At 65.2% G+C, this 24,294-nt stretch carries 19 protein-coding genes and 2 pseudogenes; 5 read left to right on the forward strand and 16 right to left on the reverse strand.

Annotated features, from left to right (window positions below):
• Positions 1-218 precede the first annotated feature (218 nt).
• Positions 219-1,642: pseudogene (locus tag AYJ54_RS20665) on the forward strand (serine hydrolase domain-containing protein).
• 181 nt (positions 1,643-1,823) lie between these two features.
• On the opposite strand, the gene AYJ54_RS20670 reads toward AYJ54_RS20665, so the two are convergent.
• Entirely contained in the window at positions 1,824-3,194 is a 1,371-nt protein-coding gene (locus tag AYJ54_RS20670) for an MmgE/PrpD family protein (protein WP_063701680.1), read from the reverse strand.
• A 124-nt stretch (positions 3,195-3,318) separates the two neighbouring features.
• Here AYJ54_RS20670 and AYJ54_RS20675 point away from each other — a divergent pair, with 124 nt between their 5' ends.
• On the forward strand, positions 3,319-4,443 hold the full coding sequence (locus AYJ54_RS20675; protein WP_063701784.1) for an FUSC family protein: 1,125 nt from the start codon (positions 3,319-3,321) through the stop codon (positions 4,441-4,443).
• A gap of 214 nt (positions 4,444-4,657) precedes the next feature.
• Here AYJ54_RS20675 and AYJ54_RS20680 read toward each other — a convergent pair.
• From AYJ54_RS20680 to rpsT, 11 genes and pseudogenes are all read right to left on the reverse strand, one after another.
• Positions 4,658-5,307: pseudogene (locus tag AYJ54_RS20680) on the reverse strand (DsbA family protein).
• Positions 5,304-5,792, reverse strand: a complete 489-nt coding sequence (locus AYJ54_RS20685; RefSeq protein WP_063701682.1) for a DUF2867 domain-containing protein — start codon at positions 5,790-5,792, stop codon at positions 5,304-5,306. Before AYJ54_RS20685 ends, AYJ54_RS20680 begins: the two are co-directional and overlap by 4 nt.
• Positions 5,789-7,183, reverse strand: coding sequence for an MATE family efflux transporter (locus AYJ54_RS20690; protein WP_063701683.1), 1,395 nt, complete (start codon positions 7,181-7,183; stop codon positions 5,789-5,791). The genes AYJ54_RS20685 and AYJ54_RS20690 overlap by 4 nt, the downstream gene beginning before the upstream one ends.
• A 200-nt stretch (positions 7,184-7,383) precedes the next feature.
• Positions 7,384-8,679 (reverse strand): UDP-N-acetylglucosamine 1-carboxyvinyltransferase, encoded by a 1,296-nt coding sequence (gene murA / locus AYJ54_RS20695; protein ID WP_063701685.1) that lies wholly within the window; start codon positions 8,677-8,679, stop codon positions 7,384-7,386.
• 123 nt (positions 8,680-8,802) lie between these two features.
• Positions 8,803-9,306, reverse strand: coding sequence for a hypothetical protein (locus AYJ54_RS20700; protein WP_245329081.1), 504 nt, complete (start codon positions 9,304-9,306; stop codon positions 8,803-8,805).
• A gap of 268 nt (positions 9,307-9,574) precedes the next feature.
• Entirely contained in the window at positions 9,575-12,010 is a 2,436-nt protein-coding gene (gene gyrB / locus AYJ54_RS20705) for a DNA topoisomerase (ATP-hydrolyzing) subunit B (protein WP_063701686.1), read from the reverse strand.
• Between the two features lie 452 nt (positions 12,011-12,462).
• Positions 12,463-13,599, reverse strand: a complete 1,137-nt coding sequence (gene recF / locus AYJ54_RS20710; protein WP_063701688.1) for a DNA replication/repair protein RecF — start codon at positions 13,597-13,599, stop codon at positions 12,463-12,465.
• 46 nt (positions 13,600-13,645) lie between these two features.
• Complete coding sequence (locus tag AYJ54_RS20715) at positions 13,646-13,933, reverse strand: GIY-YIG nuclease family protein (RefSeq protein WP_063701690.1); 288 nt, start codon at positions 13,931-13,933, stop codon at positions 13,646-13,648.
• 58 nt (positions 13,934-13,991) lie between these two features.
• Positions 13,992-15,110, reverse strand: a complete 1,119-nt coding sequence (gene dnaN / locus AYJ54_RS20720) for a DNA polymerase III subunit beta (RefSeq protein WP_063701692.1) — start codon at positions 15,108-15,110, stop codon at positions 13,992-13,994.
• A 381-nt stretch (positions 15,111-15,491) separates the two neighbouring features.
• Positions 15,492-16,904 carry a chromosomal replication initiator protein DnaA gene (dnaA, locus tag AYJ54_RS20725; RefSeq protein WP_063701693.1) on the reverse strand — a complete coding sequence of 471 codons (1,413 nt, stop codon included), beginning with the start codon at positions 16,902-16,904 and terminating at the stop codon, positions 15,492-15,494.
• 1,266 nt (positions 16,905-18,170) lie between these two features.
• On the reverse strand, positions 18,171-18,437 hold the full coding sequence (gene rpsT, locus AYJ54_RS20730; protein WP_063701695.1) for a 30S ribosomal protein S20: 267 nt from the start codon (positions 18,435-18,437) through the stop codon (positions 18,171-18,173).
• Between the two features lie 384 nt (positions 18,438-18,821).
• Here rpsT and AYJ54_RS20735 point away from each other — a divergent pair, with 384 nt between their 5' ends.
• The 3 genes from AYJ54_RS20735 (at position 18,822) to AYJ54_RS20745 (ending at position 20,941) form a co-directional block, all read left to right on the forward strand.
• The gene (locus AYJ54_RS20735; protein WP_063701697.1) at positions 18,822-19,139 is read left to right on the forward strand and encodes a hypothetical protein; all 318 of its coding nucleotides are present in this window, start codon (positions 18,822-18,824) and stop codon (positions 19,137-19,139) included.
• Positions 19,140-19,283: 144 nt separating this feature from the next.
• Positions 19,284-19,940 (forward strand): peptide-methionine (S)-S-oxide reductase MsrA, encoded by a 657-nt coding sequence (gene msrA / locus AYJ54_RS20740; RefSeq protein WP_063701698.1) that lies wholly within the window; start codon positions 19,284-19,286, stop codon positions 19,938-19,940.
• 263 nt (positions 19,941-20,203) lie between these two features.
• Complete coding sequence (locus AYJ54_RS20745; RefSeq protein ID WP_063701786.1) at positions 20,204-20,941, forward strand: polysaccharide biosynthesis/export family protein; 738 nt, start codon at positions 20,204-20,206, stop codon at positions 20,939-20,941.
• Positions 20,942-21,105: 164 nt separating this feature from the next.
• Here the strand turns inward: AYJ54_RS20745 and AYJ54_RS20750 are convergent, their stop codons facing one another.
• The 4 genes from AYJ54_RS20750 to AYJ54_RS20765 form a co-directional block, all read right to left on the reverse strand.
• Entirely contained in the window at positions 21,106-21,588 is a 483-nt protein-coding gene (locus AYJ54_RS20750) for a hypothetical protein (protein ID WP_063701788.1), read from the reverse strand.
• A gap of 246 nt (positions 21,589-21,834) precedes the next feature.
• Positions 21,835-22,506 (reverse strand): dienelactone hydrolase family protein, encoded by a 672-nt coding sequence (locus AYJ54_RS20755; RefSeq protein WP_063701701.1) that lies wholly within the window; start codon positions 22,504-22,506, stop codon positions 21,835-21,837.
• Between the two features lie 170 nt (positions 22,507-22,676).
• Positions 22,677-23,027: a hypothetical protein gene (locus AYJ54_RS20760; protein ID WP_063701702.1), complete on the reverse strand. Its 351-nt coding sequence runs from the start codon at positions 23,025-23,027 to the stop codon at positions 22,677-22,679.
• 24 nt (positions 23,028-23,051) lie between these two features.
• Positions 23,052-23,816: an alpha/beta fold hydrolase gene (locus tag AYJ54_RS20765; RefSeq protein WP_063701703.1), complete on the reverse strand. Its 765-nt coding sequence runs from the start codon at positions 23,814-23,816 to the stop codon at positions 23,052-23,054.
• Positions 23,817-24,294 lie beyond the last annotated feature (478 nt).

Consider the following 24,294-nt stretch of genomic DNA (forward strand, 5'->3'; position numbering starts at 1 on the left):
CCCTCACCCCAACCCTCTCCCCGAAAGAACGGGGAGAGGGAGTGCACCGTTGCTGCGGAGGCGGCTTCCTCCCTCTCAAGAGCCAGGAATCATTGAATATTTTCAGAATCGGCGAGCCCGCGCGCAATTTCGACGAGCTCGTTTCCAAATCCGGCGAGCAGACATCGATCCGCTCCGGTTTCCTTGCGGCCACACCTCGTCCCAGCCGGAGAACGCCGTTGACCCGCCGCAAGATCATCCTCCTCACCGTCACCGTCGCCTGTGCCGGCCTCGCGCTCGGCGCGGCGCGCGCCCGCGACGTGCCGAAGGTTGCCACCGGCTTCGTCGCCGATATCCTCTGCGCCGAGACGTTCGTCTCGGGCATCGATCCCCGGCGCACCTTCACCGAGACCACCGACGCGATGCCCGGAACCGGTCTGATCACCTGGGCGATGGACTACCAGGTCGACCGCACGCGCAAGGACGTCACGGTCACGCTGTTCGGCATCGGCCGCAGCCACGCCGTCTATCGCGAAGGCCTCGGCTGCACGCTGGAGCATGGCACCGCGATCGCCGACGTCGAGGTGCCGCCCGACGACAAACAGCCCGCGCTGCTTCCCGAGATCGCCGGACCCTCGATCGTGCTGCCGCAAAGCGAAGGGCTCGCCGCCGCGCTCGACCGCGCCTTCACTGAACCCGCGCAGCCGCCATGCCGGCGCACCCGCGCCATTGTCGTCGTGAAGGCCGGCCGCGTCATCGCCGAGCGCTATGCGGACGGTGTTGGACCGGAGACCCCACTGCTCGGCTTCTCCATGACGAAATCGGTGATCTCGGCGCTGACAGGCGTGCTCGTGCGGCAAGGCAAATTGAAGCTCGACGGACCCGCGCCGGTTGCCGCCTGGCGCTATCCGGATGACCCGCGCCACGCCATCTCCGTCGATCACCTCCTGCGCCACAGCGCCGGCCTTGCGCTTGGCAGCTCGCTCCAGGCCTCGCTCGGCTAGCGCTCGAGCCGGTCAACCGCATGAAGTTCATGGAAGCCGACATGGCGGCCTATGCCGAGAGCATGCCGCTGGAATCGGCGCCGGGGACCGTCTGGAACTACCACGACGGTAATACCCTCATCCTGTCGCATCTGATCCGCAATGCGGTCGGCGGCAATCCCTCAGAGGTGCTTCGCTTCGCGCGCCGCGAATTGTTCGCGCTACTCGGCATGCGCCATGTCACGCTCCAGCTCGATGGCGCCGGCACGGTGGAGGGCTCGAGCGAGATGCTGAAATCCGCGCGCGACTGGGCGCGCTTCGGCCAGCTCTATCTCAACGACGGCGTCGCCGGCGGCAGGCGCATCCTGCCGGAGGGTTGGGTGGGCTACTCCGCGTCAGCCACACAGAACGCGTGGGTCGGCATTGGCGCCGGCTTCTGGAGCAACCAGGGCGACAGTTTTGGCGCGACCTACCGCGTCGAGCACGGCTGGCCGCGCGACGCCTTCTTCGCCAAGGGCACGATCGGGCAGTACACCATCGTGATCCCGTCGGAGCAGATGGTGATCGTGCGGTTAGGACGTTCGCCGAACTGGCCGCCCGAGGCGGATGGCGTGTTCGATCTCGTCCGCGACGTGGTTGCGGCAACGCGCGAGAAGGGGAAGGTGGCGGGCGCCAATTAGCGCGCTCTCGTCCCTTCTCCCCTTGTGGGAGAAGGTGGCGCGAAGCGCCGGATGAGGGTCTCCATCAGCGAACTCAACTGCATAAGAGGTGCTCGCGGATAGAGACCCCTCACCCGGCTTTGCTTCGCAAAGCCACCCTCTCCCACAGGGGGAGAGGGTGCACTGCCCGTGTGGCGCGAACCTATTGCCTCCCCAGCTCCGTCGCCTTCGCGACGCGATCGAATCGCTCCAGCGACAGGATCGCATCCGCAAACTTCTCCGCCCGCGCGTTCAGCACGGGGCGCGCCAGCGTCAGGAATTTCTGCTGCATCGCCTGCGCGTCGGGGAAGGAGGTCGGCTCGCCGGAGGGATCGGCGTAGAGCCGCTCGTGCACGCCGTCGTCGGTGGTGATGCTGACGCGCGCGCCGAAGGGATGGGTGCGGCCGATCTCGAGCCGGTCGTCCTGCACCACGTCGAACTTGTCGGCCAGCGCGTCGATGGCGGCATCGCCGAGGCGGTTGTAGTCGTCCCAGCCGAAGCTGCCCTGGTCGAGCGCGAGCGCGCCGGTAAAGAACATCGAGAACTGGCCGCCGACGATCGAGCGCGGGTGCCGCTTGGTCGCGGCATCGCCGGTCAGCGTGATGCCGTTGCGATGCAGCCCGATCTCGACGCGCTTGACCTGGTCGGGCGTCAGATTGTGCTCGCGCCGCATCGCGATCAGCGCGTCGATCGCGGCATGGGTGTAGCGGCAGCTCGGATACGGTTTCACGCCGATCTTCATCGTCTCATAGCTCTTGCCGAGCTCGGCGACCGCCTTGTCGGGATGCGCGTCGTCGGTATAGCCGGCGAGTAGGCCGTGCTTGCCCTCGACCGATTCCGTCGCGCCGACGAAATCATTGCGCGCGAGCGTCGCGGCGATCACGCCGTTCATCGCGGCGGCGCCGACCTGGTAGCGCTTGTTCCAGGCGCCGTTCATCAGGAATTGCAGCGAGCCTGCGGCTTGGCTGCCGGAGACGCCGAAGGCGGCGACAATCTGCTTCTCGGAGAGGCCGAACAGCTTTGCCGCGGCCGCCGCGGCACCGTAGGTGCCCGCCGTCGCGGTCGGGTGGAAGCCGCGCGCATAATGCGAGGTCGGGTCCAGTGCGTTGCCGAGCCGGCAGCAGACCTCGTAGCCCGCGACGATCGCGGTCAGCACGTCGCGGCCGGAGGCGCCGACCATCTCGCCGACGGCGAACGCCGCCGGCACTACCGGTGCGCTCGGATGCAGCGAGGAATCCGCATGGGTGTCGTCGAAGTCGAGGGAGTGGCCGAGCGCGCCGTTGAGCAGCGCCGCGACCGCCGGCGTCCAGGTCTTGGCATCGCCGAACACGGTCGATTCACCCTTGGTGTCGAGCGCCAGGGCTTCCAGCATCTTCAGGAGCGACGGGGTCGATTCCGCCTCGCTCCGCGCGCGGATGGCGCTGCCGAGGAAATCGAGGGTCAATATCTTGGCGCGATCCAGCACCTCCGCCGGAATATCAGGATATTTCAGGTTGGCGACATAGGCGGCGAGCGTTGCGGTTTCGTGGGCCATCGTGTTTCCTCGTTTTGACCGGCAAGTTAGGCGGGCTGATTTTGCCTTTCAAGCGGCCTTGCCGCCGCGGGCATCAACTATGCTTTTGGCCGGTTACGAGGAAATTGGGCCGGGATATTCGATGATGACACTCGCAAAAGAGGTGTTCGACCGGCTCCGGTCGCGACGGACGCAACTGGGGCTGGCAATCCGGGTCACGGTGGCGGCGACCGCGGCCTATGCGATTGCGACCGCGCTGCATCTGCTGCTGCCGCTCTGGGCGGTGCTGACCTCGCTGATCGTCACCCAGATGAGCGTCGGCCGCTCGCTGAAGGCGACGCGCGACTACATGCTCGGCACGGTCGGCGGCGCCATCTATGGCGGGGCTATCGCGGTGTTGCTTCCGTATTCGAGCGAAGCCGGGCTGCTGGGCCTCCTGGTGCTGTCGGTCGCCCCGCTCGCCTTCATCGCCGCGATCAATCCGAGCCTGAGCGCCGCCACGGTGACGGCGGTGATCGTGCTGCTGGTCCCCACCATGCATCATTCCGATCCCATGACCTCGGCGATCGATCGCGTCAGCGAGGTCGCGGTCGGCGCGATCACGGGGCTGATCGTCTCCTTCCTCGTGCTGCCATCTCGCGCGGTGAGGCAGATCCGTGCCAGCGCCGCGCTGCTGCTCGAACTGATCGCGGATGCCTTCGCCGAACTGCTCGCAGGGCTCACACGCGGCCGCGACAACGATGCGCTGCACCGGATCCAGGACGGCATCGGCACCGCGATGGTGGGTCTCAACGCCACCGGCGCCGAGGCCGAGCGCGAGCGCGCGGCGCGCCTGTCGAGCGGTCCCGACACCGGGCCGCTGCTGCGAACCATCCTGCGGCTGCGCCATGACGTCGTGATGATCGGACGCGCCACCGTGGTGCCGCTGCCGGCCGAGGTGCAGACCCGGCTCGCTGGCCCCCTGGCGGAAGTCTCGACCGTGATCGCGCGCTTTCTGCGCTCGGCGGCCGCGGCTTTGAGGGAAGGCGCCGGCGCGCCGCCGATCCATCCCGTGCACCTCGCGCTCCAGCATTACGCCGAGGCGGTCGCGGCCGTCCGCCACGATGGCCTGATCCGCGGCCAGCCCGCCGACACCGCGGAGCGCTTCTTCGCGCTCGGCTTCTCGCTCGAGCAGATGCACCAGAATCTCTGCGATCTCGATCGTGTCGTCGGCGAATGGTCGGAGGCGGCAGTGGACAAGCCGGCGCGGGTTGCGGATCAGCCGAGATAGCCCTTCGCTACCTACGGCGATGAGCGCCGAATCAATCGGTGCGAGCCGAGGAACGCGCTTCACCTCTCCCGTAGGGAGAGGTCGGATCGCATCGAAGATGTGATCCGGGTGAGGGGTTAAGGTCTCGCTGAGTGCTGCGGCCCCTGACCCGGATTGCTGCGCAATCCGACCTCTCCCCGCTGAGGAGAGGTGAGCACCTGCGCCGCGGAATGAGCTAGCGCCGCATCAGGCCCTTGCCCTGCATGCGCCAGACCAGGAGATCGATGCGGTCCTGGCCGAAGAACGGCTCTTTCTCGAAGACGAAGGTCGGCACGCCCCAATGGCCGGAGGCGGCGTGGTCCTTCTCGTTCCCGGCGATCACCTGTTCGTAGCGCTCCGCATCAGTGCTGATCGCCGCATCCATCGCGGCAAGATCGAAGCCGGCCTTTTCGGCCGCGCGCGAGAGATGATCGCCTTCGTTCCATCCCGTGACCGAGCCGTCCCACAGCACGCGCGCGATCGCAGAGGTGAATGCGAGCGAGCGGCCTTCAAGCTGCGCCATGGCACCTAACCGGGTCAGGCGGTGAATGTAGGGCTGCTGGGCTGCGACCTCGAGCGTCGTCATGTCCTGCACGATCGGATCGGGCCGGGAAAGCGAAACGGAATGCCTTCGTGTTGCGCCACGCGGCTGCTGTCGAGCACGACATAGCGGATGAATCGCGGATTGGTCTTCTTGAAGAAGCCGGGCACGCGGACCGCGAGCGGATAGACCGGGCGCAGATTGACCGCGAGGTCGTAGTCCTCGACGAGCTTCAGCGTCTTGGGGAGTGCCAGATAGCTGTAGGGACTGCGGAAGGAGAAGAAGAGGTCGACTGCAAGGGTCATCGCGCCGGCTCCATGATCCGTCCCATCATGCTGCGGACCACGAGCTTGTGGAAGGGCATGATCAGCGTGAGATAGGTCCGGCCGAGCGGATTATGCGTCCGCACCAGCGTGGTCGAGGTGACCTGGCGGCGCGTCGCATCGCCGGCCACGTCGACCACGATGCGGAAGTCGAGGTGATAGTCGTTGAAGCCCGCGACCAGCCGCTCGGGCGTTTCGCTGACCACCGGAAACAGGCCGATCAAGCCATAAGGCGCCGGCGCGCCTTCGCCCGATGTCTTCAGTCCGAACGGGCTCACCAGGATGTTGCGCAGACGCAGGAGCGCATCGATCCAGCGCGGCCCGTGCAGCACCATCCGGATGCAGGCCTCGCGGGCATTGATGGCGTTCGCGCCGATCTCGACGCGATAGGCGTCGATGAATTGCGCGCCCGCCAGCACGGCGCCGGCATCGACCTCGGGTGTGACTTCGCGGACGGTCCCGATCATCCCGCCAATCTGCGCGTCAGCATCCCAAAGCGCAAGATCAAGAGCCCGGCATAGACGAACGTTCCGATCGACAGCCCGGTCCAGACGCCGACCGCGCCAAGCCCGGCATTGAAAGCCAGCACCCAGGCGATGGGAAAGGCGACACACCAATAGCCGATTGCCGCGAACACCAGCGTCATGCGGGTGTCATTGATGCCGCGCAGCGCTCCGCCCATGATGGTCTGGAGGCCGTCGGCGATGAAGAAGGTCGCGCCGACCAGGAGCAGCGTCGCGGTCAGCTCGACGGTGGCCGCGCTTGCTGCGTCGCTGCCGAAGAACAGCCGCCCCAGCGCATAGCGCCCGAGGATGATTGCGATGGTCAGGGCCGAGACGAGCGCGATCCCGAGCAACGCAGCGACGAGGCCTGCGCGCCTCACCGCCCCCGGCTCGTTGCGACCGAAGGCGTGGCCGACCCGCACCGTCGCCGCCATGCCGATGCCGAGCGGGATCATGAACAGCACGGCCGTAACCTGGAGCGCGATCTGATGCGCGGCGAGCGCCGTGGTCGAGATCAGCCCCATCAACAGCGCGGCCGAGGAGAACAGGCCATATTCCATCAGCATCGAGAACGAGATCGGCGCGCCGATGACGATGAGCTGGCGCATCAGCGGCCAGTCGATCCGCCAGAGATGGGCGAGCGGGTGGTAGTCCGCGAAAGGCTTGCGCAACCCCACGATGGCGAGCGCGGCGACGAAGGTGCCGAGATTGACGAGCGTGGTCGCGAGCCCCGCGCCGAGCAGGCCGAGCTCCGGCAGGCCGAACAGGCCGTGGATCAGGCAGTAGACCAGCGCCGCGTTGGCCGGGATCGCCGCGAGCGTGATCCACAGCGGGGCCTGTGGCCGGTTCACCGCACTCATCATGCCGCGCAGCGCGACGAAGCCGAGTGCCGGCGCGATGCCCCAGGCCAGTCCGTTCAGATAGCGCTGGGCGAGCGCGGCGGAATGCGGCGCCTGTCCAAGCGCAAGCAGGATGTGCTCGCCATAGAGCGGTGAAGCCATCATCGGCAGCGAGATCAGCAGCGCGACCCACAAGCCGACGCGCAAGGAGCGGCGAATTCGCCTGACATCGCCGGCACCAAACGCCTGCGCCGCGAGCGGCGACACCGCAGCCATCAGCCCCAGCCCGAAGGTGAAGCTGACGAAATAGACCGTGTGCGCCAGCGCCGCCGCGGCGACCGCGTCCTCGCCGAGCCGTCCGATCAGCGCGAGATCGGTCGTGATCATCGCGATCTGCCCGAGCTGCGTCAGCATCATCGGCACGGCGAGCCGCAGCGTCTCGGCGAATTCATCGGCGAGATGGTTTTGCGGCACGCCGGCTTGCGGCTGCGGACGAGGTTGGACGGTGTCGAGCATGGCTGGTCAATAACACAGCCACACGTCGAAAACATGGCCCTCGCTTTTTCTCCCTCTCCCCGCTTGCGGGGAGAGGGCCGGGGTGAGGGGGAGTCTCCACGGGGTGGTGAGAGTTGAACTCGCGGAGAGTCCCCCTCACCCGGAATTTGCTCTTGCAAATTCCGGCCTCTCCCCGCGAGCGGGGAGAGGGGAAAGCCGCCTCAGCTCTTGCGCTCAGGCACGCGCTTGATCTTCGCGCCGAGCGCGTTGAGCCGCTCCTCGATGCGCTCATAGCCGCGCTCGATCTGGTCGGCGTTGTTGATCGTCGAGGTGCCCTCGGCGCAGACCGCGGCGAGCAGCATGGCCATGCCGGCGCGGATGTCGGGCGAGATCATCGATGCGCCGCGCAGGCGGCTGGGACCGGCGATGATGGCGCGGTGCGGATCGCACAGCACGATGCGCGCGCCCATCGCGATCAGCTTGTCGACGAAGAACATCCGCGACTCGAACATCTTCTCGAACATCAGGATCACGCCCTCGCATTGCGTGGCGGTGACGATGGCGATCGACATCAGATCGGCCGGAAAGGCCGGCCAGGGCTGGTCCTCCAGCTTCGGCACATGACCGCCAAAATCGTCCTGGATCTTCAGGGTCTGGTTGGAGGGCACGATCAGGTCGTCGCCCTCGACGCGGCAGACGATGCCGAGCCGCTCGAAGCCCATGCGGATCGAGCGCAGGTGCTCGACGCCGGCGCGCACGATGCGAAGCGGCGAACGCGTCACGGCGGCAAGCCCGATCAGCGAGCCGACTTCGATATGGTCGGGCTGGATGCAATAGGTGGCCGCGCCGAGCGCGGCCTGCCCGTGCACGACCACGGTGTTGGTGCCGATGCCCTCGATCTTGGCGCCGAGCGCGACCAGGAAGTTGGCGAGGTCCTGCACATGCGGCTCGGAGGCCGCGTTGCGCAAATAGGTGACGCCGTCAGCGGCGACCGCCGCGACCAGCGCGTTCTCGGTTGCGGTGACGCTGGGCTCATCCAGGAATACGTCCGCACCCGTGAGCTTGGGCGCGCGGAACTCCAGGCGGTCGGTGGCGGTCACCTTGGCGCCGAGCTGCTCCAGCGCCAGCACATGCGTGTCCAGCCGGCGCCGGCCGATGACGTCGCCGCCGGGCGGCGGCAGCATCACCTCGCCGCAGCGGGCGAGCAGGGGGCCGGCGAGCAGGATCGAGGCGCGGATGCGGATGCAGAGCTCGGGGTCGAGATCGGCGGCGCGGATGCTCTTGGCGTGGATGTGAAGCGTGTTGCGGGCGCGCCATTCGGCCGACGCGCCGACCGAGCGGATCAGCTCGACCAGCGTCTCCGTGTCGCGGATGCGCGGCACATTCTCCAGCGTGACCGGATGTTCCGTGAGCAGCGCGGCCGCAATGATCGGCAGCGCCGAGTTCTTGTTGCCGGACGGCTCGATCGAACCCGAGAGCCGGTGACCGCCCTCGACGATGTATTGGATGGGCGCCACGTCGGTTCTCGCTGTCCTGTTGGTGGGGCTGCTTTCGGGAAGCGGAAAATACAGAGAATTGAGCGCGGTAGCAATTGCGCTTGCCGCGGTTCAGGCTCGTTCCTCAGGCACGGAGGGCGGCCTTCAGAACAGGCCGATGATGCTCGCCACCACATAGAGGATGGCGATCGCGATCAGCGCGTAGATGATGAAGAACGAGATTTCGACGGCGATGGCCCCGGCACCGAGCACGCCGGCCACCGCGGCGAGCAGCTTCTCTTCGCGGAACACCAGCGAAAGCACCGCGAACAGGATCGCGAGCAGGCCGAGCGAGATCGCTGCGGCCGAAGCTGTTTCGCTCCAGCTCCGTCCAGCCGACTTTTCGGGTTTCGGCGCCTGATATTCGATGCCCTTAGCGTGCGCGATCAGGCGGTCCTTGATGCGATGACCGGTGTCGACGATCACCTGATCCGCCGGTGGCGGCGGATAGATCATCGGCACGACCCAATGCGGCAGCACCGCCGCGATCAGCGCCAGCATGCCGATGAGGCTGCCGATCACGCCGAGCCGCGGGAGGGCAGAGCAGGGGTGGTCGCAGAGCTTGCCATGGCATGACGCTTCGCGGCCGGAACAGGCCAATGGGTTCACGCCACTTCGTCGCCGCGGCGGCTGGTCAGGTTCACCGGCGCCACCCCTGAGCTTACAGGGGCCGAATGAGTTTTGGTTTAATCGGTGCCGGCCCTTGATTACCTCTCCCGTAGGGAGAGGTCGGATCGCATCGAAGATGCGATCCGGGTGAGGGGTTACAGTCTCACTGGATGCCGCGGCCCCTCACCCGGATTGCTGCGCAATCCGACCTCTCCCCGTTGGGGAGAGGTGAAGCCAGGCAGCCGACTGCACCCAATCTCATCGCGCCTTAGATATCGATCGTCGCGCTCAGCGAATGTTCCTGGATGAAGTCGCGCCGCGGCTCGACCACGTCGCCCATCAGCTTGGTGAAGATGTCGTCGGCCTCGTCGACCTCCTTGACCTTCACCTGGAGCAGCGAACGCGCGTCGGTGTCCAGCGTCGTCTCCCAGAGCTGCTCGGGGTTCATCTCGCCCAGCCCTTTGTAGCGCTGCAGCGTGATGCCCTTGCGGCCGGAGTCGGTGACCGCCTCGAACAGGTCGGTCGGGCCATGGATGACGTGCTCGGTATCCTTGCGCCGCAGCTTGCCGGAGCGCGCATAAATGTCCTGGAGCTTCGTCGTGTACTCGTCGAGCTTGCGGGCCTCGGCGGAGCCTAAGAAGGCGTCGTCGATGATCGCGGCTTCCTTGACGCCGCGCACGGTGCGTTCGAACAGGAAACCCTGGCCTTCGACGAATTGCCCGACCCAGCCGCGCTCGACTTCCTCGGCCTGATTGTCCAGACGGCTCGCGATGTATTGCGCCGCCGCGGTGGCGTTCTCGGGATTGCCGTAGATCGCTTTGTTCAGCACGCCGGTAATGGCGGCCTGCTCGACGACCTTGCGGTTATAGCGGCTGTGCAGGTTGCGCAGGATGCTGCGGACGACGCGGGCGTCGTCGACGAGCGAGCGCAGGTCGCGGCCGGTGCGATCGCCACCGGTCCCGGGAACGAACATGCAGTCATCGAGCCCGGCGTCGATCAGATAGTCCTCCAGCGCCCGCTCGTCCTTCAGATACTGCTCGGACTTGCCGCGCGAGACCTTATAGAGCGGCGGCTGGGCGATATAGAGGTAGCCGCCGTCGATGATGTCGCGCATCTGCCGGTAGAAGAAGGTGAGCAGCAGCGTGCGGATGTGAGCGCCGTCGACGTCGGCGTCCGTCATCACGATGATCTTGTGATAGCGCAGCTTTTCGATCGAGAAGTCGTCGCTGATGCCGGTGCCGAGCGCCGTGATCAGCGTGCCGATCTGCTCGCTCGACAGCATCTTGTCGGGACGGACGCGTTCGACATTGAGGATCTTGCCGCGCAGCGGCAGCACGGCCTGGAACTCGCGGTTGCGGCCCTGCTTGGCGCTGCCGCCTGCCGAGTCACCCTCGACGATGAACAGCTCGGATTTTGCCGGATCCTTCTCCTGGCAGTCGGCGAGCTTGCCGGGAAGCGAGGAGACCGAGAGCGGACTTTTGCGGGTCAGCTCGCGCGCTTTTCGCGCGGCCTCGCGCGCCGCGGCGGCCTGGATCACCTTGCCGACGATCACCTTGGCTTCGCTGGGGTGTTCCTCAAACCAGGCCTGGAGTGCTTCGTTGAGTACGTTCTCGACCACGGGGCGGACTTCCGAGGACACCAGCTTGTCCTTGGTCTGCGACGAGAACTTCGGATCCGGCACCTTCACCGACAGCACGGCGGTCAAGCCTTCACGGCAATCGTCGCCGGTGAGCGCGATCTTTTCCTTCTTGGCGTTGGCTTCGGCGTAGCCGTTGACCTGGCGCGTCAGCGCGCCGCGGAAGCCGGCGAGATGGGTGCCGCCGTCGCGCTGCGGGATGTTGTTGGTGAAGCAGAGCACGTTCTCGTGGTAGCTGTCGTTCCACCACAGCGCCGCCTCGACGCCGATGCCATTGGCTTCCGAGCGCACCATGATCGGAGCCGGCACAATCGCCTTCTTGTTGCGGTCGAGATATTTGACGAACTCCTCGACACCGCCGGAATAGTGCATCTCCTCGCGCTTCTCGACCGCATGGCGCATGTCGGAGAGGATGATGTTGACGCCGGAATTGAGGAAGGCGAGCTCGCGCAGGCGATGCTCGAGCGTGGCGAAATCATACTCGACGTTCTTGAAGGTCTCGGTCGAGGCCAGGAACGTCACCTCGGTGCCGCGCTTGCCGGGCGCATCGCCGACGACCTTCAGCGGTGCGACGGAATCGCCGTGGGCGAATTCGATGTAGTGCTCCTTGTTGTCGCGCCAGATGCGAAGCATGAGCTTGCTCGACAGCGCGTTGACCACGGAGACGCCGACGCCGTGCAGGCCGCCGGAGACCTTGTAGGAGTTCTGGTCGAACTTTCCGCCGGCGTGGAGCTGGGTCATGATGACCTCGGCCGCCGAGATGCCTTCGCCCTTGTGGATGTCGACGGGAATGCCGCGGCCGTCGTCGCGCACGGTGACGGAATTGTCGGCATTGAGCACGACGTCCACGCGCGTGGCATGGCCCGCGAGAGCCTCGTCGATCGCGTTGTCGACGACCTCGTAGACCATGTGGTGCAGGCCCGAACCGTCGTCGGTGTCGCCGATATACATGCCCGGACGCTTGCGGACGGCATCGAGGCCCTTGAGCACACGGATCGATTCCGCGCCGTATTCGCTCGCGTTGGACGGCTCGTTTTCGGCACGCGGCTGCCGAGCAGGTTCTGTCATGAGAGGCCTTCGAGGATGTCGCCGAATCAGCGGCGCAAAAGGCGCTGATTTGGATGCTATTTGTGCCATGAAAGGAGCGTTGCGCCTAGCGCAAAGTATCCTCCCGCAACCCTTTGAGCAGATAGGGATTTTTGGCCGGTTTTCAAGGCGTTCGGAGGCCGATTCTTGGGCGCGCGAAAAGCCCGATTCGAGGGCACTTTTCGGCATCGAGAATCGCCGGATTTTTCCGGTGTGGCGGCACCGGTTCCGAGGCGCCGGAGGCGCCCTGAGAAGGCTTTGAAGTTCAGTAGAGTTTAAGCGGCCGTAAACGGCCGCCATCGTGCCGGGACTCTCGCCCCGAGCCTTACCGTCCGCATTGTCACTTTCCAAGAATGTCGCGCGTTTCAAATGTCATCGCGCGATGGCTGCGACACCCGTCGGCGCGGCCTCAGACAAGCAGGAACCGGGAGGTTCTACCGCCGCGCCGTCACCCGTCCACTCTCGACGTCAAAGACCTCGCCGCCGGCACCGATTTCGGCGAAGGCGGCCGGGTCCGCGCCGGTCAGCCAGACCTGCGCGCCGAGCTTGCGCAGCTCCTCGAACAGCGCCGCGCGCCGGTTCGGATCGAGATGCGCGACCACCTCGTCGAGCAGTAGCAGCGGCACGATGCCGGTCATCTCGGCGACCAGCGTCGCATGCGCCAGCACGAGGCCGATCAGCAGCGCCTTCTGCTCACCGGTCGAGGCGTCGCGCGCCGGCATGCCTTTCGGCGCGTAGACGACCTGAAGATCGGTGAGATGCGGACCGTCGGTGGTGCGGCCGGCGATGCCGTCGCGCGGGCGGTTGTCGCGCAGGATCTGGCGGTAGCGATCCTCGACCGACGTCGCGGTCTCGGTGAGCAGCGCGTTCTCCATCCAGCCGTCGAGCGCGATCTGCGCCGACGGAAAGGCGGAGGCTTGCGCACGCGTGTTGAGCATGCCGGTGAGCCGCGCCGCGGTCTGGCCGCGGGTCGCGGCCACCGCGACCGCGAGCTCCGCGGTCTCGCGCTCGATCGCGTCACACCAATGGTCGTCGTAATTGCGCGTCTCGAGCAGGCGGTTGCGCGAGCGCAGGGCGCGCTCGAGTGCGTTGATGCGGCTGGAATGCTCGCTGTCGATGGCAAGCACCAGGCGGTCGAAGAAGCGCCGCCGTTCGGACGCAGCGCCCATGAACAGCCCGTCCATCGCCGGCGTCAGCCACACCATGCGGATGTGGTCGCCGAATGCTGCGGCCGAATTGACCGGTTCGCGGTCGATGCGGCAGCGGCGGCTGACGGCGCTGTCGGGGCGCGGCGTATCGATGCCGGTGCCGAGCGTGGCCAGGCCCAGCGCGCCCTCGACCTGCGCCGAGACCGCCCAGGAGCCGTCGCCCTGGTTGTCGGCGACGTCTTCCAGCGTCGCCCGCCGCAAGCCCCGTCCCGGCGACAGGAACGAGATCGCCTCGATGCAATTGGTCTTGCCCGCCCCGTTCGGCCCGACCAGCGCCACCATGTCAGCCGCCGTCTCGAGCCCCGCCGCCCGGTAATTGCGAAAATGCGTCAGCGTCAGGCGATGAATGCGGGAGGGGGTCATGTTAGCTCGTCATTGCCGGGCTTGACCCGGCAATCCATCGTCCGCGTCAGCGGACGATTTCATCATATAGGTCTCGCCACTCGGGATTGCTCTTCACGATCAGATCGATCTTCCACTCGCGCGACCAATGCTTGATGTTCTTTTCGGGTTGAAGTGCAGCCGCGATCGTTTCGTGCGCCTCAAAATAGACCAGGGTCTTCACCCCGTAACGTTTGGTGAACCCCTCCGCCAAGCCTTCGCGATGTTCGTAGACGCGTCTGACCAAGTTGTTGGTGACGCCGATATACAGCGTTCCACCGGGCTTGCTGGCGAGAATGTACACCCAATAGGTCATCTTGTTCGATGGATGGCCGGGTCAAGCCCGGCCATGACGAGAGGAGGAAATCTCCCCCTCACACCCGCATCGGCATCAGCACGTACAGCGCGCTCCTGTCGTCGCGGTCCTGCACGAGGGTCGGGGAGCCGGGGTCGGCGAGTTTCAGCGTTGCGACGTCGCCTTCGATCTGGGCGGCAATGTCGAGCAAATAGCGAGAGTTGAAGCCGATATCGAGGGCGTCGGAGGCGTATTCGACCTCGAGCTCTTCGGTCGCGCTGCCGGAATCCGGATTGGTCACCGACAGCACCAGCTTGCCCGCCGACAGCGACAGTTTGACGGCGCGGCCGCGTTCGCTGGAGATCGTCGAGACGCGGTCGACCGCGTTCTCAAAATCCTTCTTGTCGACGACGAGTTCCTTGTCGTTGTTCTGCGGAATGACGCGGCCGTAGTCGGGGAAGGTGCCGTCGATCAGCTTCGAGGTCAGAACGACGTTGCCGATGGTGAAGCGGATCTTGGCCTGCGACAGCTCGATCGTGATCTCGGCCTCGGTGTCCTCGATCAGGCGCTGTACCTCGCCGACCGTCTTGCGCGGCACGATCACGCCGGGCATGCCGGCGGCGCCGGTGGGCTGGACGAGGTCGAGCTGGGCGAGGCGATGGCCGTCGGTGGCGACACCGCGCAGGGTGGCGGCCGTGGGCGTGCCTGCGGCATGCAGATAGATGCCGTTGAGATAGTAGCGCGTCTCCTCGGTGGAGATCGCGAACTGGGTGCGGTCGATCAGCCGCTTCACGTCCTTGGCGGCGAGCGAGAAGGAATGCGACATGTCGCCGGCGGCGAGATCCGGAAAATCATTCTCCGGCAGCGTTTGGAGCGTGAAGCGCGAACGGCCGGCGCGGATCGCCAGCACGGCGCGGTCGCCATCGGCTTCCAGCACGATCTGCGAGCCGTCCGGGAGCTTGCGCACGATGTCGTAGAACATGTGCGCCGGCACGGTGGTGGACCCTGCGGTCGCGGTTTCCGCGGCGAGCGTCTCGGTCACTTCGAGGTCGAGGTCGGTCGCCTTGAGCGACAGTTTTGCGTTCTCGGCCCGGAGCAGGACGTTGCCGAGGATCGGAATCGTGTTGCGGCGCTCGACCACGCGATGGACATGGCCCAGCGATTTCAGGAGTTGCGCGCGTTCGACCGTAACCTTCATTGCACTACCCGCCCGATCCCCAAGATGGAAAAGCGATGGAAAAGCCGGGCGGCCGGAAGCGCGCCACGGCACCGAAGAACCCGAAAAGCCGGATCATCCAGCCGATATGACCAAAGCCGTCGAGGTCGCGCAAGGTGGCGCGGAAAGCCCTCCGTTTCAAGGGATTGAGCGATAGTTCCCCACGATTTAGGGGCATTTCGGTGTCGCCGCGTCGGAAGCTGCGCTCCCGCGCCCCGCTTGCGGGGAGAGGGTTGGGGTGAGGGGGAGTCTCCGCGAGGGCGGTGAGAGTGGGATGCGCGGAGGCTCCCCCTCACCCGAATTCGATCTGCGATCGAATTCGACCTCTCCCCGCAAGCGGGGAGAGGTGAAAGAATTAGGTGTTTATTCCTGAAGCTGGCGCTTGAGCGACTCGACCTCTTCGGACAGCGCCGTGTCCTTGGCGACCAGTGCCTCGATCTTGCGCACGGCGTGCAGCACGGTGGTGTGATCGCGTCCGCCGAAGCGGCGGCCGATCTCCGGCAGCGAGCGCAGCGTCAGCGTCTTGGCGAGGTACATCGCCACCTGGCGCGGGCGGACCACGTTGGCCGTGCGGCGCGAGGACAGGAGGTCGGAGCGGCTGACATTATACTGCCGCGCCACCACGCGCTGGATGTCCTCGATCTTGATGCGCTTGGGCTCCTGCGGCCGGATCAGGTCGCGCACCTCGCGCTCGGCCATCTCCAGCGTCACCGGCTGGTTGTTGAGCTTGGAATGCGCCAGAAGCCGGTTGATCGCGCCTTCGAGATCGCGGCCGTTATGGGTGATGGCGCGTGACAGATAGTTCAGCACCTCCTCCGGCACGTCGAAGGTCGCATGGTGGGTGCGGGCCGCTGCGACGCGCGACTTGAGGATACCAAGCCGCAACTCTTCGCCCAGCGAACCCATCTCGACCACGAGGCCGCCGGCGAGCCGCGAGCGAACGCGGTCGTCGAGGCTTTCAAGGTCGGACGGCGGACGATCGGCCGCGATCACGACCTGGCGGCCGGCGTCGATCAGCGCGTTCAGCGTGTGACAGAACTCGGCCTGCGTCGACTTGCCCTGCAAGAACTGGAGATCGTCGATGACGAGCACGTCGATGCCGCGCAGCGCTTCCTTGAAGGCCAGTGCCGTCTGCGTCTTCAGCGCAGCGACGAAGCCGTACATGAATTTCTCCGCGGTGAGATAGAGCACCTTGCGCTCGTTGCCGGAATTGCCGGCCCAGGTCACCGCCTGGAGCAGATGCGTCTTGCCGAGGCCAACGCCGGCATGAATGTAGAGCGGGTTGAACATCACGGGATCGCCTCTGCGTCCCTCCGCGACCTGGCGCGCCGCCGCATGCGCCAGCGTGTTGGAACGGCCGACGACGAAGCTCGCGAAGGTCAGGCGCGGATCGAGCGGCGAGCCGCCGAGCGCATCGTGATTGGCGGAGACCGGCGCGGTCGCCGTCGAGCGCAGCTCCGGTGCGGGTGCACGTCGTGCCTCGACCGGCGCGGGCGCTTCCTTGGGGGGCGTGGTGGGCCGCACCGCCGAGCGAACGGTCAGATCGATGCGATGCACCTCCGGCATTTCGGCCTGCCAGCACGACAGCACGCGCTCGGCATAATGGGCCTGGATCCAGCTCTTCAGGAAGCGGGTCGGAACCGAAAGCCGCACGCTCTCGTCCTGCACCCCTTCCAGATCCATGCGTGCAAACCAGCTCGTATAGACGTCTTCACCAACGCTCGAGCGCAGCCGTCCCTTCACGCGTGACCAGCGATCCTGTTCCGATGTCGTCATCGTCGAAAAACTTCTCTTGAGAGATAAAGTTGCGTTGTGAGCGCCATGCAGGGTTCCTGCCATGGCGTGACCTCACGCGATTCCATCGTCAGGCATGGCTCGACCGTTCGGCAAAGACGCCGCGGGTCCGATCAGCGATGTCAGAGATGGGGGGGTCGCGAGGTCAGCGCGTACTCGGCGCTCCGTCACACGCGGGAGGCTGGAGGTCGGACTGATCTAGAACGGCATCGTTGGAATGAGAAGCTTGGTTGGAATGAGAAGCTTGCTTCAATACCGCGTTGAGTCCGTAAGACATGGTACCTCCCCGTCCTGCCGTGATTGCTCACGGCAAGGTCCTGCGTGTCTAAAAGACAACTGCGTCGGAAACGCTCCGGTCGCGAATTGTCCTGCCCGTATGTACTAGTCGTTCACCCGGCTTCGCCTTCACGCTTGTCGGGTAGCCCTCGGCACGTCTCTCACTTGCGTCTGACGCGAGCGAGACATGTATGCCCCGCTTGGAGACATTCAGACAAAGAGCTACCGTTCCCATATTGCTATGGGTTTTGAACCGACAATCGCTTGGTAAAGCGTCGCCAACGTGCAGACCGCCGCCGATTTACACGCTCGCCTCGTTTCCTAAACCGCGCTGGTCTGAAGATCGTGGGCGCCGCGAACGACTTAAGGAATACACGATGCGGAAAGACTCGCAACGAAATTGATTCACACTTGAGGCGTCCAAATTCTTGATCTGCGTTAACGCCGCGCGCGGCTGGTTCACGGACCTGAGACCAAGTTTTTGAATCGGCGTAGAGAATCGAGAGCACAACCCGCAGTGTGACAATTTCCGGACGGCAGCCAAAAATATTTTACAAAACCTTCACGCGAGTGCCGCGTGAGCTCGTTTTCCAAATGGTTGTCCCTGCTATGTGGATAAGTGATTATCGAAACATCGTTTTTCGAGTCTCATTTTGGAGGGTAACTCCACCACGTTACGTGGTCCTGTGAATCTGCGGTGTGCAGAACCTTCGCACGCGCAAATTCATCTTAACCCCGCCCTGCAAGGGCTTTTTGCAACGCAGTGAAAGTTTCCGGTGTTGCAAAACCACCAGCGGTAAAATTACGGAACGAATGATATCGCGGACGATACCAATCTTCCCATTGAAGATCGGTCGTCACATGACCGCATGCGTGAATATGACAGGGAATAAAAAAAGCCCGGCAAGGATGCCGGGCTGATTGACGCGCGCGATGATCGATCGGATCGATCGATCAGATGACAGAGCAAGCTTACTTGGCGAGCTTGGCGATCTGCGCCGTGAGCCGCGAGACTTTGCGGCTGGCGTTGTTCTTGTGAATGATGTTGCGCTGGGCGGCGCGCATCAAGGCGGGCTCGGCGTTCGCCATCGCCTTCAGCGCGGCGGCGCGATCGCCGGTCTTGATGGCTTCCTCGACGGTGCGGACGGCGCCGCGCATCTGGGTGCGGCGTGACTTGTTGACGGCGGTGCGGCGGGCGATCTTGCGCGTCGCTTTCTTGGCGGAAGTGGTGTTGGCCATAGTCTCAAATGTCCTCTGCGGTGACCGGTCGCGTCTTGATCGGGTAGCGCCGGCTGCTTGACCGCGTAATCGACGCTCGGATTTAGGGTGTTCGGTGCAAGGCCGTTCCCGGAACATGAGCGACAGCCTTGCGGCACTAGGCCTTTCGGGCGTCGCCTTCATCTGCTCAAAGAACAGCGGCGGCGGGATTGCGCCCGCCGCCAGTTCGCGCCCTTATAGAGGGGGTCTGCCGCACCGTCAACGCCTTCGGAGGCTGCAAAACCGGCCCCCGGGCGGCCCGGATCCGGCCGTAACGTGCTGATGAGGTTGAATTTCTGCCGTCGCCCCGCTATTGGCAGGCAGCGTTTCGAGGCCGCCCGACCGGTCGGCCACATAAGGTGATGCATGATCCGCGGCTTTTTCCGACTGATTGGGCTGTTGCTGCTGGCCGGCGGTTTCATCTTCATGGTCTATGACGGCGCCCGCTGGGTGGCCGACCAGACCCTCCGCTTCACCCGTTTCGGCCAGTTCTGGAACGATATCCACCAGGCCAGCCAGCAGGCGTTCCGGACCTGGGTCGAGGCCAAGGCGCCCTGGCTCTGGACCTCGGTGATCCGCCTGATCCTGGACCAGCCGGTTTTCGCCGTCCTAGGCATTCTCGGCATCCTCCTGATGATCCTGTTCCGTCCGCGGAAACCGCTGATCGGCTATACGCGGGACTAAAGCCGCGTGCGGGGGCGCCGTAACAAGGCTGCCCCTCCAGGCGTAATTGCCTATATTCCACCCGTTACCCGCGAGCACGCCGCCCGAGCGCCTGACCTTGACGCTAGAGCCGGGCGACGAACAGCTCGTCACGGAGATCCGATCATGCTGTTCATGCGCAAGACCACCGCACTGCCGAGCGCAGCCGAAGCGCTGCCGGGCCGTGCGCAACCGATTCCGACCGCGACCACCCATTTCGTCAACGGCGCGCAGCTCAAGGCGCCTTATCCCGCGGGCCTGGAGCAGGCCGTGTTCGGGCTCGGCTGCTTCTGGGGCGCCGAGCGCAAGTTCTGGGAGCTCGGCGATGGCGTGCACGTCACCGCTGTCGGCTATGCCGGCGGTCACACGCCGAACCCGACCTACGAGGAAGTCTGTTCGGGGCGCACCGGCCACACCGAGGTGGTGCTGGTCGTGTTCGATCCGAAGAAGATCTCCTACGAGCGGCTGTTGAAGGCGTTCTGGGAGAACCACAACCCGACGCAGGGCATGCGCCAGGGCAACGACGTCGGCACGCAGTACCGAAGCGCGATCTACACTTATTCTGATGCGCAAAGGGCCGCTGCCGAACAGTCGAAGGCGCTCTATCAGAAGGCGCTCACGGCCAAGGGGCTCGGAGCGATCACCACCGAGATCGCGCCGTCCGGCGAGTTCTATTTTGCCGAAGACTACCACCAGCAATATCTGGCCAAGAACCCGGCCGGCTATTGCGGCCTCGGCGGCACCGGCGTGTCCTGCCCGATCGGCGTCGGTGTGAGCGCCTGATCCTGCCACGAACTCGGTGCACCTCTCCCGCTTGCGGGGGAGGTCGACGCGTTCCGGGCGATGCGAAGCACCGTCCCGAGCGCGGCGGNTCGCCACGTCGGGATTGTCGATCGCGGAAGCACCCCCACCCCAACCCTCCCCCGCAAGCGGGAGAGGGAGCGCACCGTGCTCGTTGCGCCCAACGTCGTACCTCGCCCCCGAAACGCTTTATTAACCATGCCGGGTGCAAGACTTGACCTATCTCGTTTGAAGGGATGGCTCAGGTGCCGGTTGCACGCGCGTTTCGATTGTCGGTGTTGGCAGCGTCCGCCGCGCTCGCCCTTGGCGGCTGCATGCAGACCACAGGACCGGTCGCAATCGCACAGCCGCGCAGCGATCTCGACGCCATGGCCTATGGCCCGCCTGGCGCGCCGCAGCCGGTTGCCGTCGCCGACAATTCCGGTGGCGGCGCCATCAGCGCGCTCCGCAATTCCTTTGCCGCGGCGCCTCGGCCCATGCCTGTCGGCTATGCCGCGCCGATGCCGGCGCCGGCTCGCTACGACGCATCCTATCATCTCGATGCCGGCGACAAGCTCCGCGTCGTGGTCTACGGCCAGGAAGGTCTCACCAACACCTATGCGATCGATGCCGGCGGCGCGATCACCATGCCGCTGATCGGCGCAGTGCCCGCGCGCGGCCGCACCACGGCGGGACTGGCCGGCGAAATCGGGGCGCGCCTGCGCAATGGTTACATCCGCGAGCCCTCGGTGGCCGTGGAGATCGAATCCTACCGCCCGTTCTTCATTCTCGGTGAAGTGGCCGCCCCCGGCCAATATCCTTACGTGCCGAACATGACGGTCGAGAGCGCGGTCGCGATCGCCGGCGGCTTCTCGCCGCGCGCCAAGCGCGACGCCGTCACCGTCACCCATACCGAGGCCGGCGGTGCGATGCGCGCCATCGTTCCGCTCGGCACGCCCTTGAGCCCCGGCGACACCGTGCTCGTCGGCGAGCGCTGGTTCTAGGTCTACCCTCCGTCATTCCGGGGCGCGCGAAGCGCGAACCCGGAATCCATTTCGCCACTAACTCCGAGGCACGATGGATTCCGGGTTCGCGACTTCGTCGCGCCCCGGAATGACGAAGGTGAGAGGGGGAGCGCCTCTCTGCTGGTCTTCCCAAAGCCAGCCTCTCACCGCCTGAAATCCAGCCGCCCATTCGGAAAGCATCCGTCGATGCGTGACGCATCGACAACCAGCCCGACCCATGGCCGCGTGATGGCGGGATTGGTCAGGTTGATGTACTTCCCGAGCAGGCGATCTCCGCCATCGCGCCTTGCATCGATGAGGCCGTGCCGGCGGCCGCCATCCCAGTCGAACCGCAAATAGATGCGCTCGCCCATGACCCGGAGCTCGGCGCGGCCGTGCTTCCACTTGTCGGGCGTATCGCCCGCGATGGTCGGATCGGCGCCGCCGTTCCAGCGGCTCGCCCAGGTGCCTTCGAGCGGATCGGAGTGTGCGGGGATCGATGCCCACTGCGCCGCATTGCCGTCGGCTGCATCGCCCACAAGCGTGGCGGTCGCAGCATAGTCAGTCACCTCCTGATCGTCCGGCGCCGGGACGTCCATGGTGCCGAACGGATTGCGGATGATGAGGTTCGTGGTTGCTTGCTGCATGATGATGTTCCGGCGTGAGCTGGCTTGATTGGCCAGCTCTATCGTCACGCACGAGGTGCAGCCCACCCGATTTCCGCCAAAGGAGGGGCGCAGCTCCCTCCTCGTCATTCCACATTGCGCAAGTGCGCAATGGGGGCGCGCGTAGCGCGAGCCCGGAATCCATCCTGCCACCAACTCCGCGGCACGATGGATTCCGGGCCTGCGCCTTGCGGCGCATCCCGGAATGACGGCGGCGAGAGTCGCGCGCTATTTCAAATGCTTCGCAAAAAATTCCAGGCTGCGCGGCCAGGCGATGTCGGCGCTGGTCTTGTCGTAGCTTGCGCGCTCGTCGCAATGGAAGCCGTGCTGGGCGCCGGGATAGATGAAGACCTCCACGTCCGGCCGCTTCGTTTTGATGGTCTCGACATCGGTCAGGGGAATACCGGCATCCTTCTCGCCGAAGTGCAGTTGCGTCGGCGCCTTCGGCGTCTCGTCGGCGAAGCGCACGATGGCGCCGCCGTAATAGCCGATCGCAGCCTTGAGGCCCGACAGCCGCGTCGCCGCGGCATAGGCGATGCTGCCTCCCAGGCAGAAGCCGATGATGCCGACCGGGCCGATGCTCTTGACCGCGTCGATCGCGGCCTGCGTGTCGCGCAGGATCGCCGCCCAGTCCGGATTGGCGACGAACTTGCGCGCCTCGGCGATTTCATCGGGCGAATAGCCCGACTGGAAGTTGGGCGAGGTGCGGTCGAAGATCGACGGTGCGATCGCGACATAGCCTTCGCCGGCGAGGCGGTCGCAGACCGAACGGATGTGGTGATTGACCCCAAAGATCTCCTGGATCACCACGATCGCGCCCTTCGGGCTGCCGCTGGGATCGGCGCGGTAGGCGCCGAGCTGGAAATTGTCGGAGGCCGCCAGTTTGATGTCTTGTCCCACGAGGGTTGTCCTTCTTTGTCAGGTGTCGATCACGAACCCCGCTCTCTCCCCTCGTCCTGACGATCGCGTAGCGCGTCTCGATGGAGGAAGGCCAAGAGGCAGCAGCGGAGGCTTTCATGGTTCGAGACGCGCCTGCGGCGCTTCTCACCATGAGGGTGAGAGTCGTATCCTCACTCCCACATCCAGTTCTCGCCGTAATCCTCCTTCCATCCTGCCAGCCGTCCGTGACGGAATTGCAGGAACAGGCGATGGCGGTAGGGGATCAGTCCGCTGCCGCCGATGTTGCGCAAGGCGAGATAGATCTCGTTGCCCGGACGGCCCCGCACATACCGCAGGGGCTGGCCCAATGCCCGCGCAGTCTGCTCGGCATCCATGCCGAATGCCAGCGGCGTAGTGTTGGATAGCGTCATAACAAAGGGCAGGCGCGGCGGAGGCGGCGCGCCGAACTGCTCGGCCCGCGCCGAGGCCGACATCGAGAGAAGCGCCGCCATCATGCCAATGGGCAACATCGCCTGCTTCATCGCCTACGTCCTTGTCTAACCGGGCTATCGCGGCAAGTTCTTCAGGAAAGGCACCACCGCGTCAACAAAAGCCTGCGGCTGATCGATGTTGACGGCGTGTCCGGCCGCGGGGATCACGACCTTTTGTGCGCCGGGGATTTTTGCCGTCATGTAGTCGGACGCCGCGAGGAAGGGCGTGTCGTCGGCCCCGACCACGATCAGGGACGGCACCTTGATGTCGGGGAGCAACTCCATCACCTTCGCATCGCGCTGGGTCAGCATGCCGCGCGCGGCAAGCGCCAATCCTTTGGCGTTGCGATGGCTGGCGGTCGCGCGTTCGCGGGTCGCCGATTTCAGCACGTCGAGACCTTCGCGATCGAGCTTGTCGGCGGTGGCGAGCGCACGCGCGTTCCAGGCATCGCGCGCATCGTCCTTCTTGAAACCGGGGCCGGTGTCGATGATCAGGAGCGCGCGGGCGCGCTGCGGGTGGGCGCGGTAGAAGCCGAGCGACATGTAGCCGCCGAGCGACAGCCCGCCGATGATCGCGCGCTCGGCGCCGATCGCATCCAGGATCGCGGCCATGTCGCCGATGGTCTGCGCTTCGCTGTAGGCCTTGGGATCGTCCGGATAGTCGGACTGGCCGTGGCCGCGCATGTCCCACAATACGAGCTTGTGGTTCGCTGCGAGCGCGTCGATCTGGCCATGCCACATCGCAGAGGTCGAGGAATAGCCGTGCGTGAGCAGCAGCGGCGGCCCCTCGCCATGGACCTCGTAGTAGATCCCAACGCCGTCCCGATCGATCCTTGGCATCGCATCCGCCCTTTTTGTTTTTACTCTCTCATCCTAGCGTATAACGAAGCTTGGTTGAGCGAGCCGCAGCGACGCTGCACCCTCTCCCCTTGTGGGAGAGGGTGGCTTCGCGACAGCGAAGCCGGGTGAGGGGTCTCTCACCGCGAAGGAATTTCGCGCAGTAAGTTTGCGGAACCAACCCCTCATCCGACGCGCTTGCGCGCGCCACCTTCTCCCACAAGGGGAGAAGGGATGCCTGCGTCGGCGGTTGCTCACACCCGGCGATAGCTCAATCTCATCTCATCATACTCTATCTAGCTCGCCGGGTTACTCAGAGGAAACCAGCTCACCGCGGTGGCTTGCATGCTTGCGGCGAAGACTGCCCATCGTGCTTGTGAGAGCGCTGTTGTCGCATCGCACAACAAGCAGAAGCAGCCTTTGTTTCGATCAATTCCAAATTGCGTTTGCGTCTGCGCGTGAACGCGACCATTCTTGCAAT

The sequence above is a fragment of the Bradyrhizobium centrolobii genome (assembly GCF_001641635.1).
GTDB lineage: Bacteria > Pseudomonadota > Alphaproteobacteria > Rhizobiales > Xanthobacteraceae > Bradyrhizobium > Bradyrhizobium centrolobii.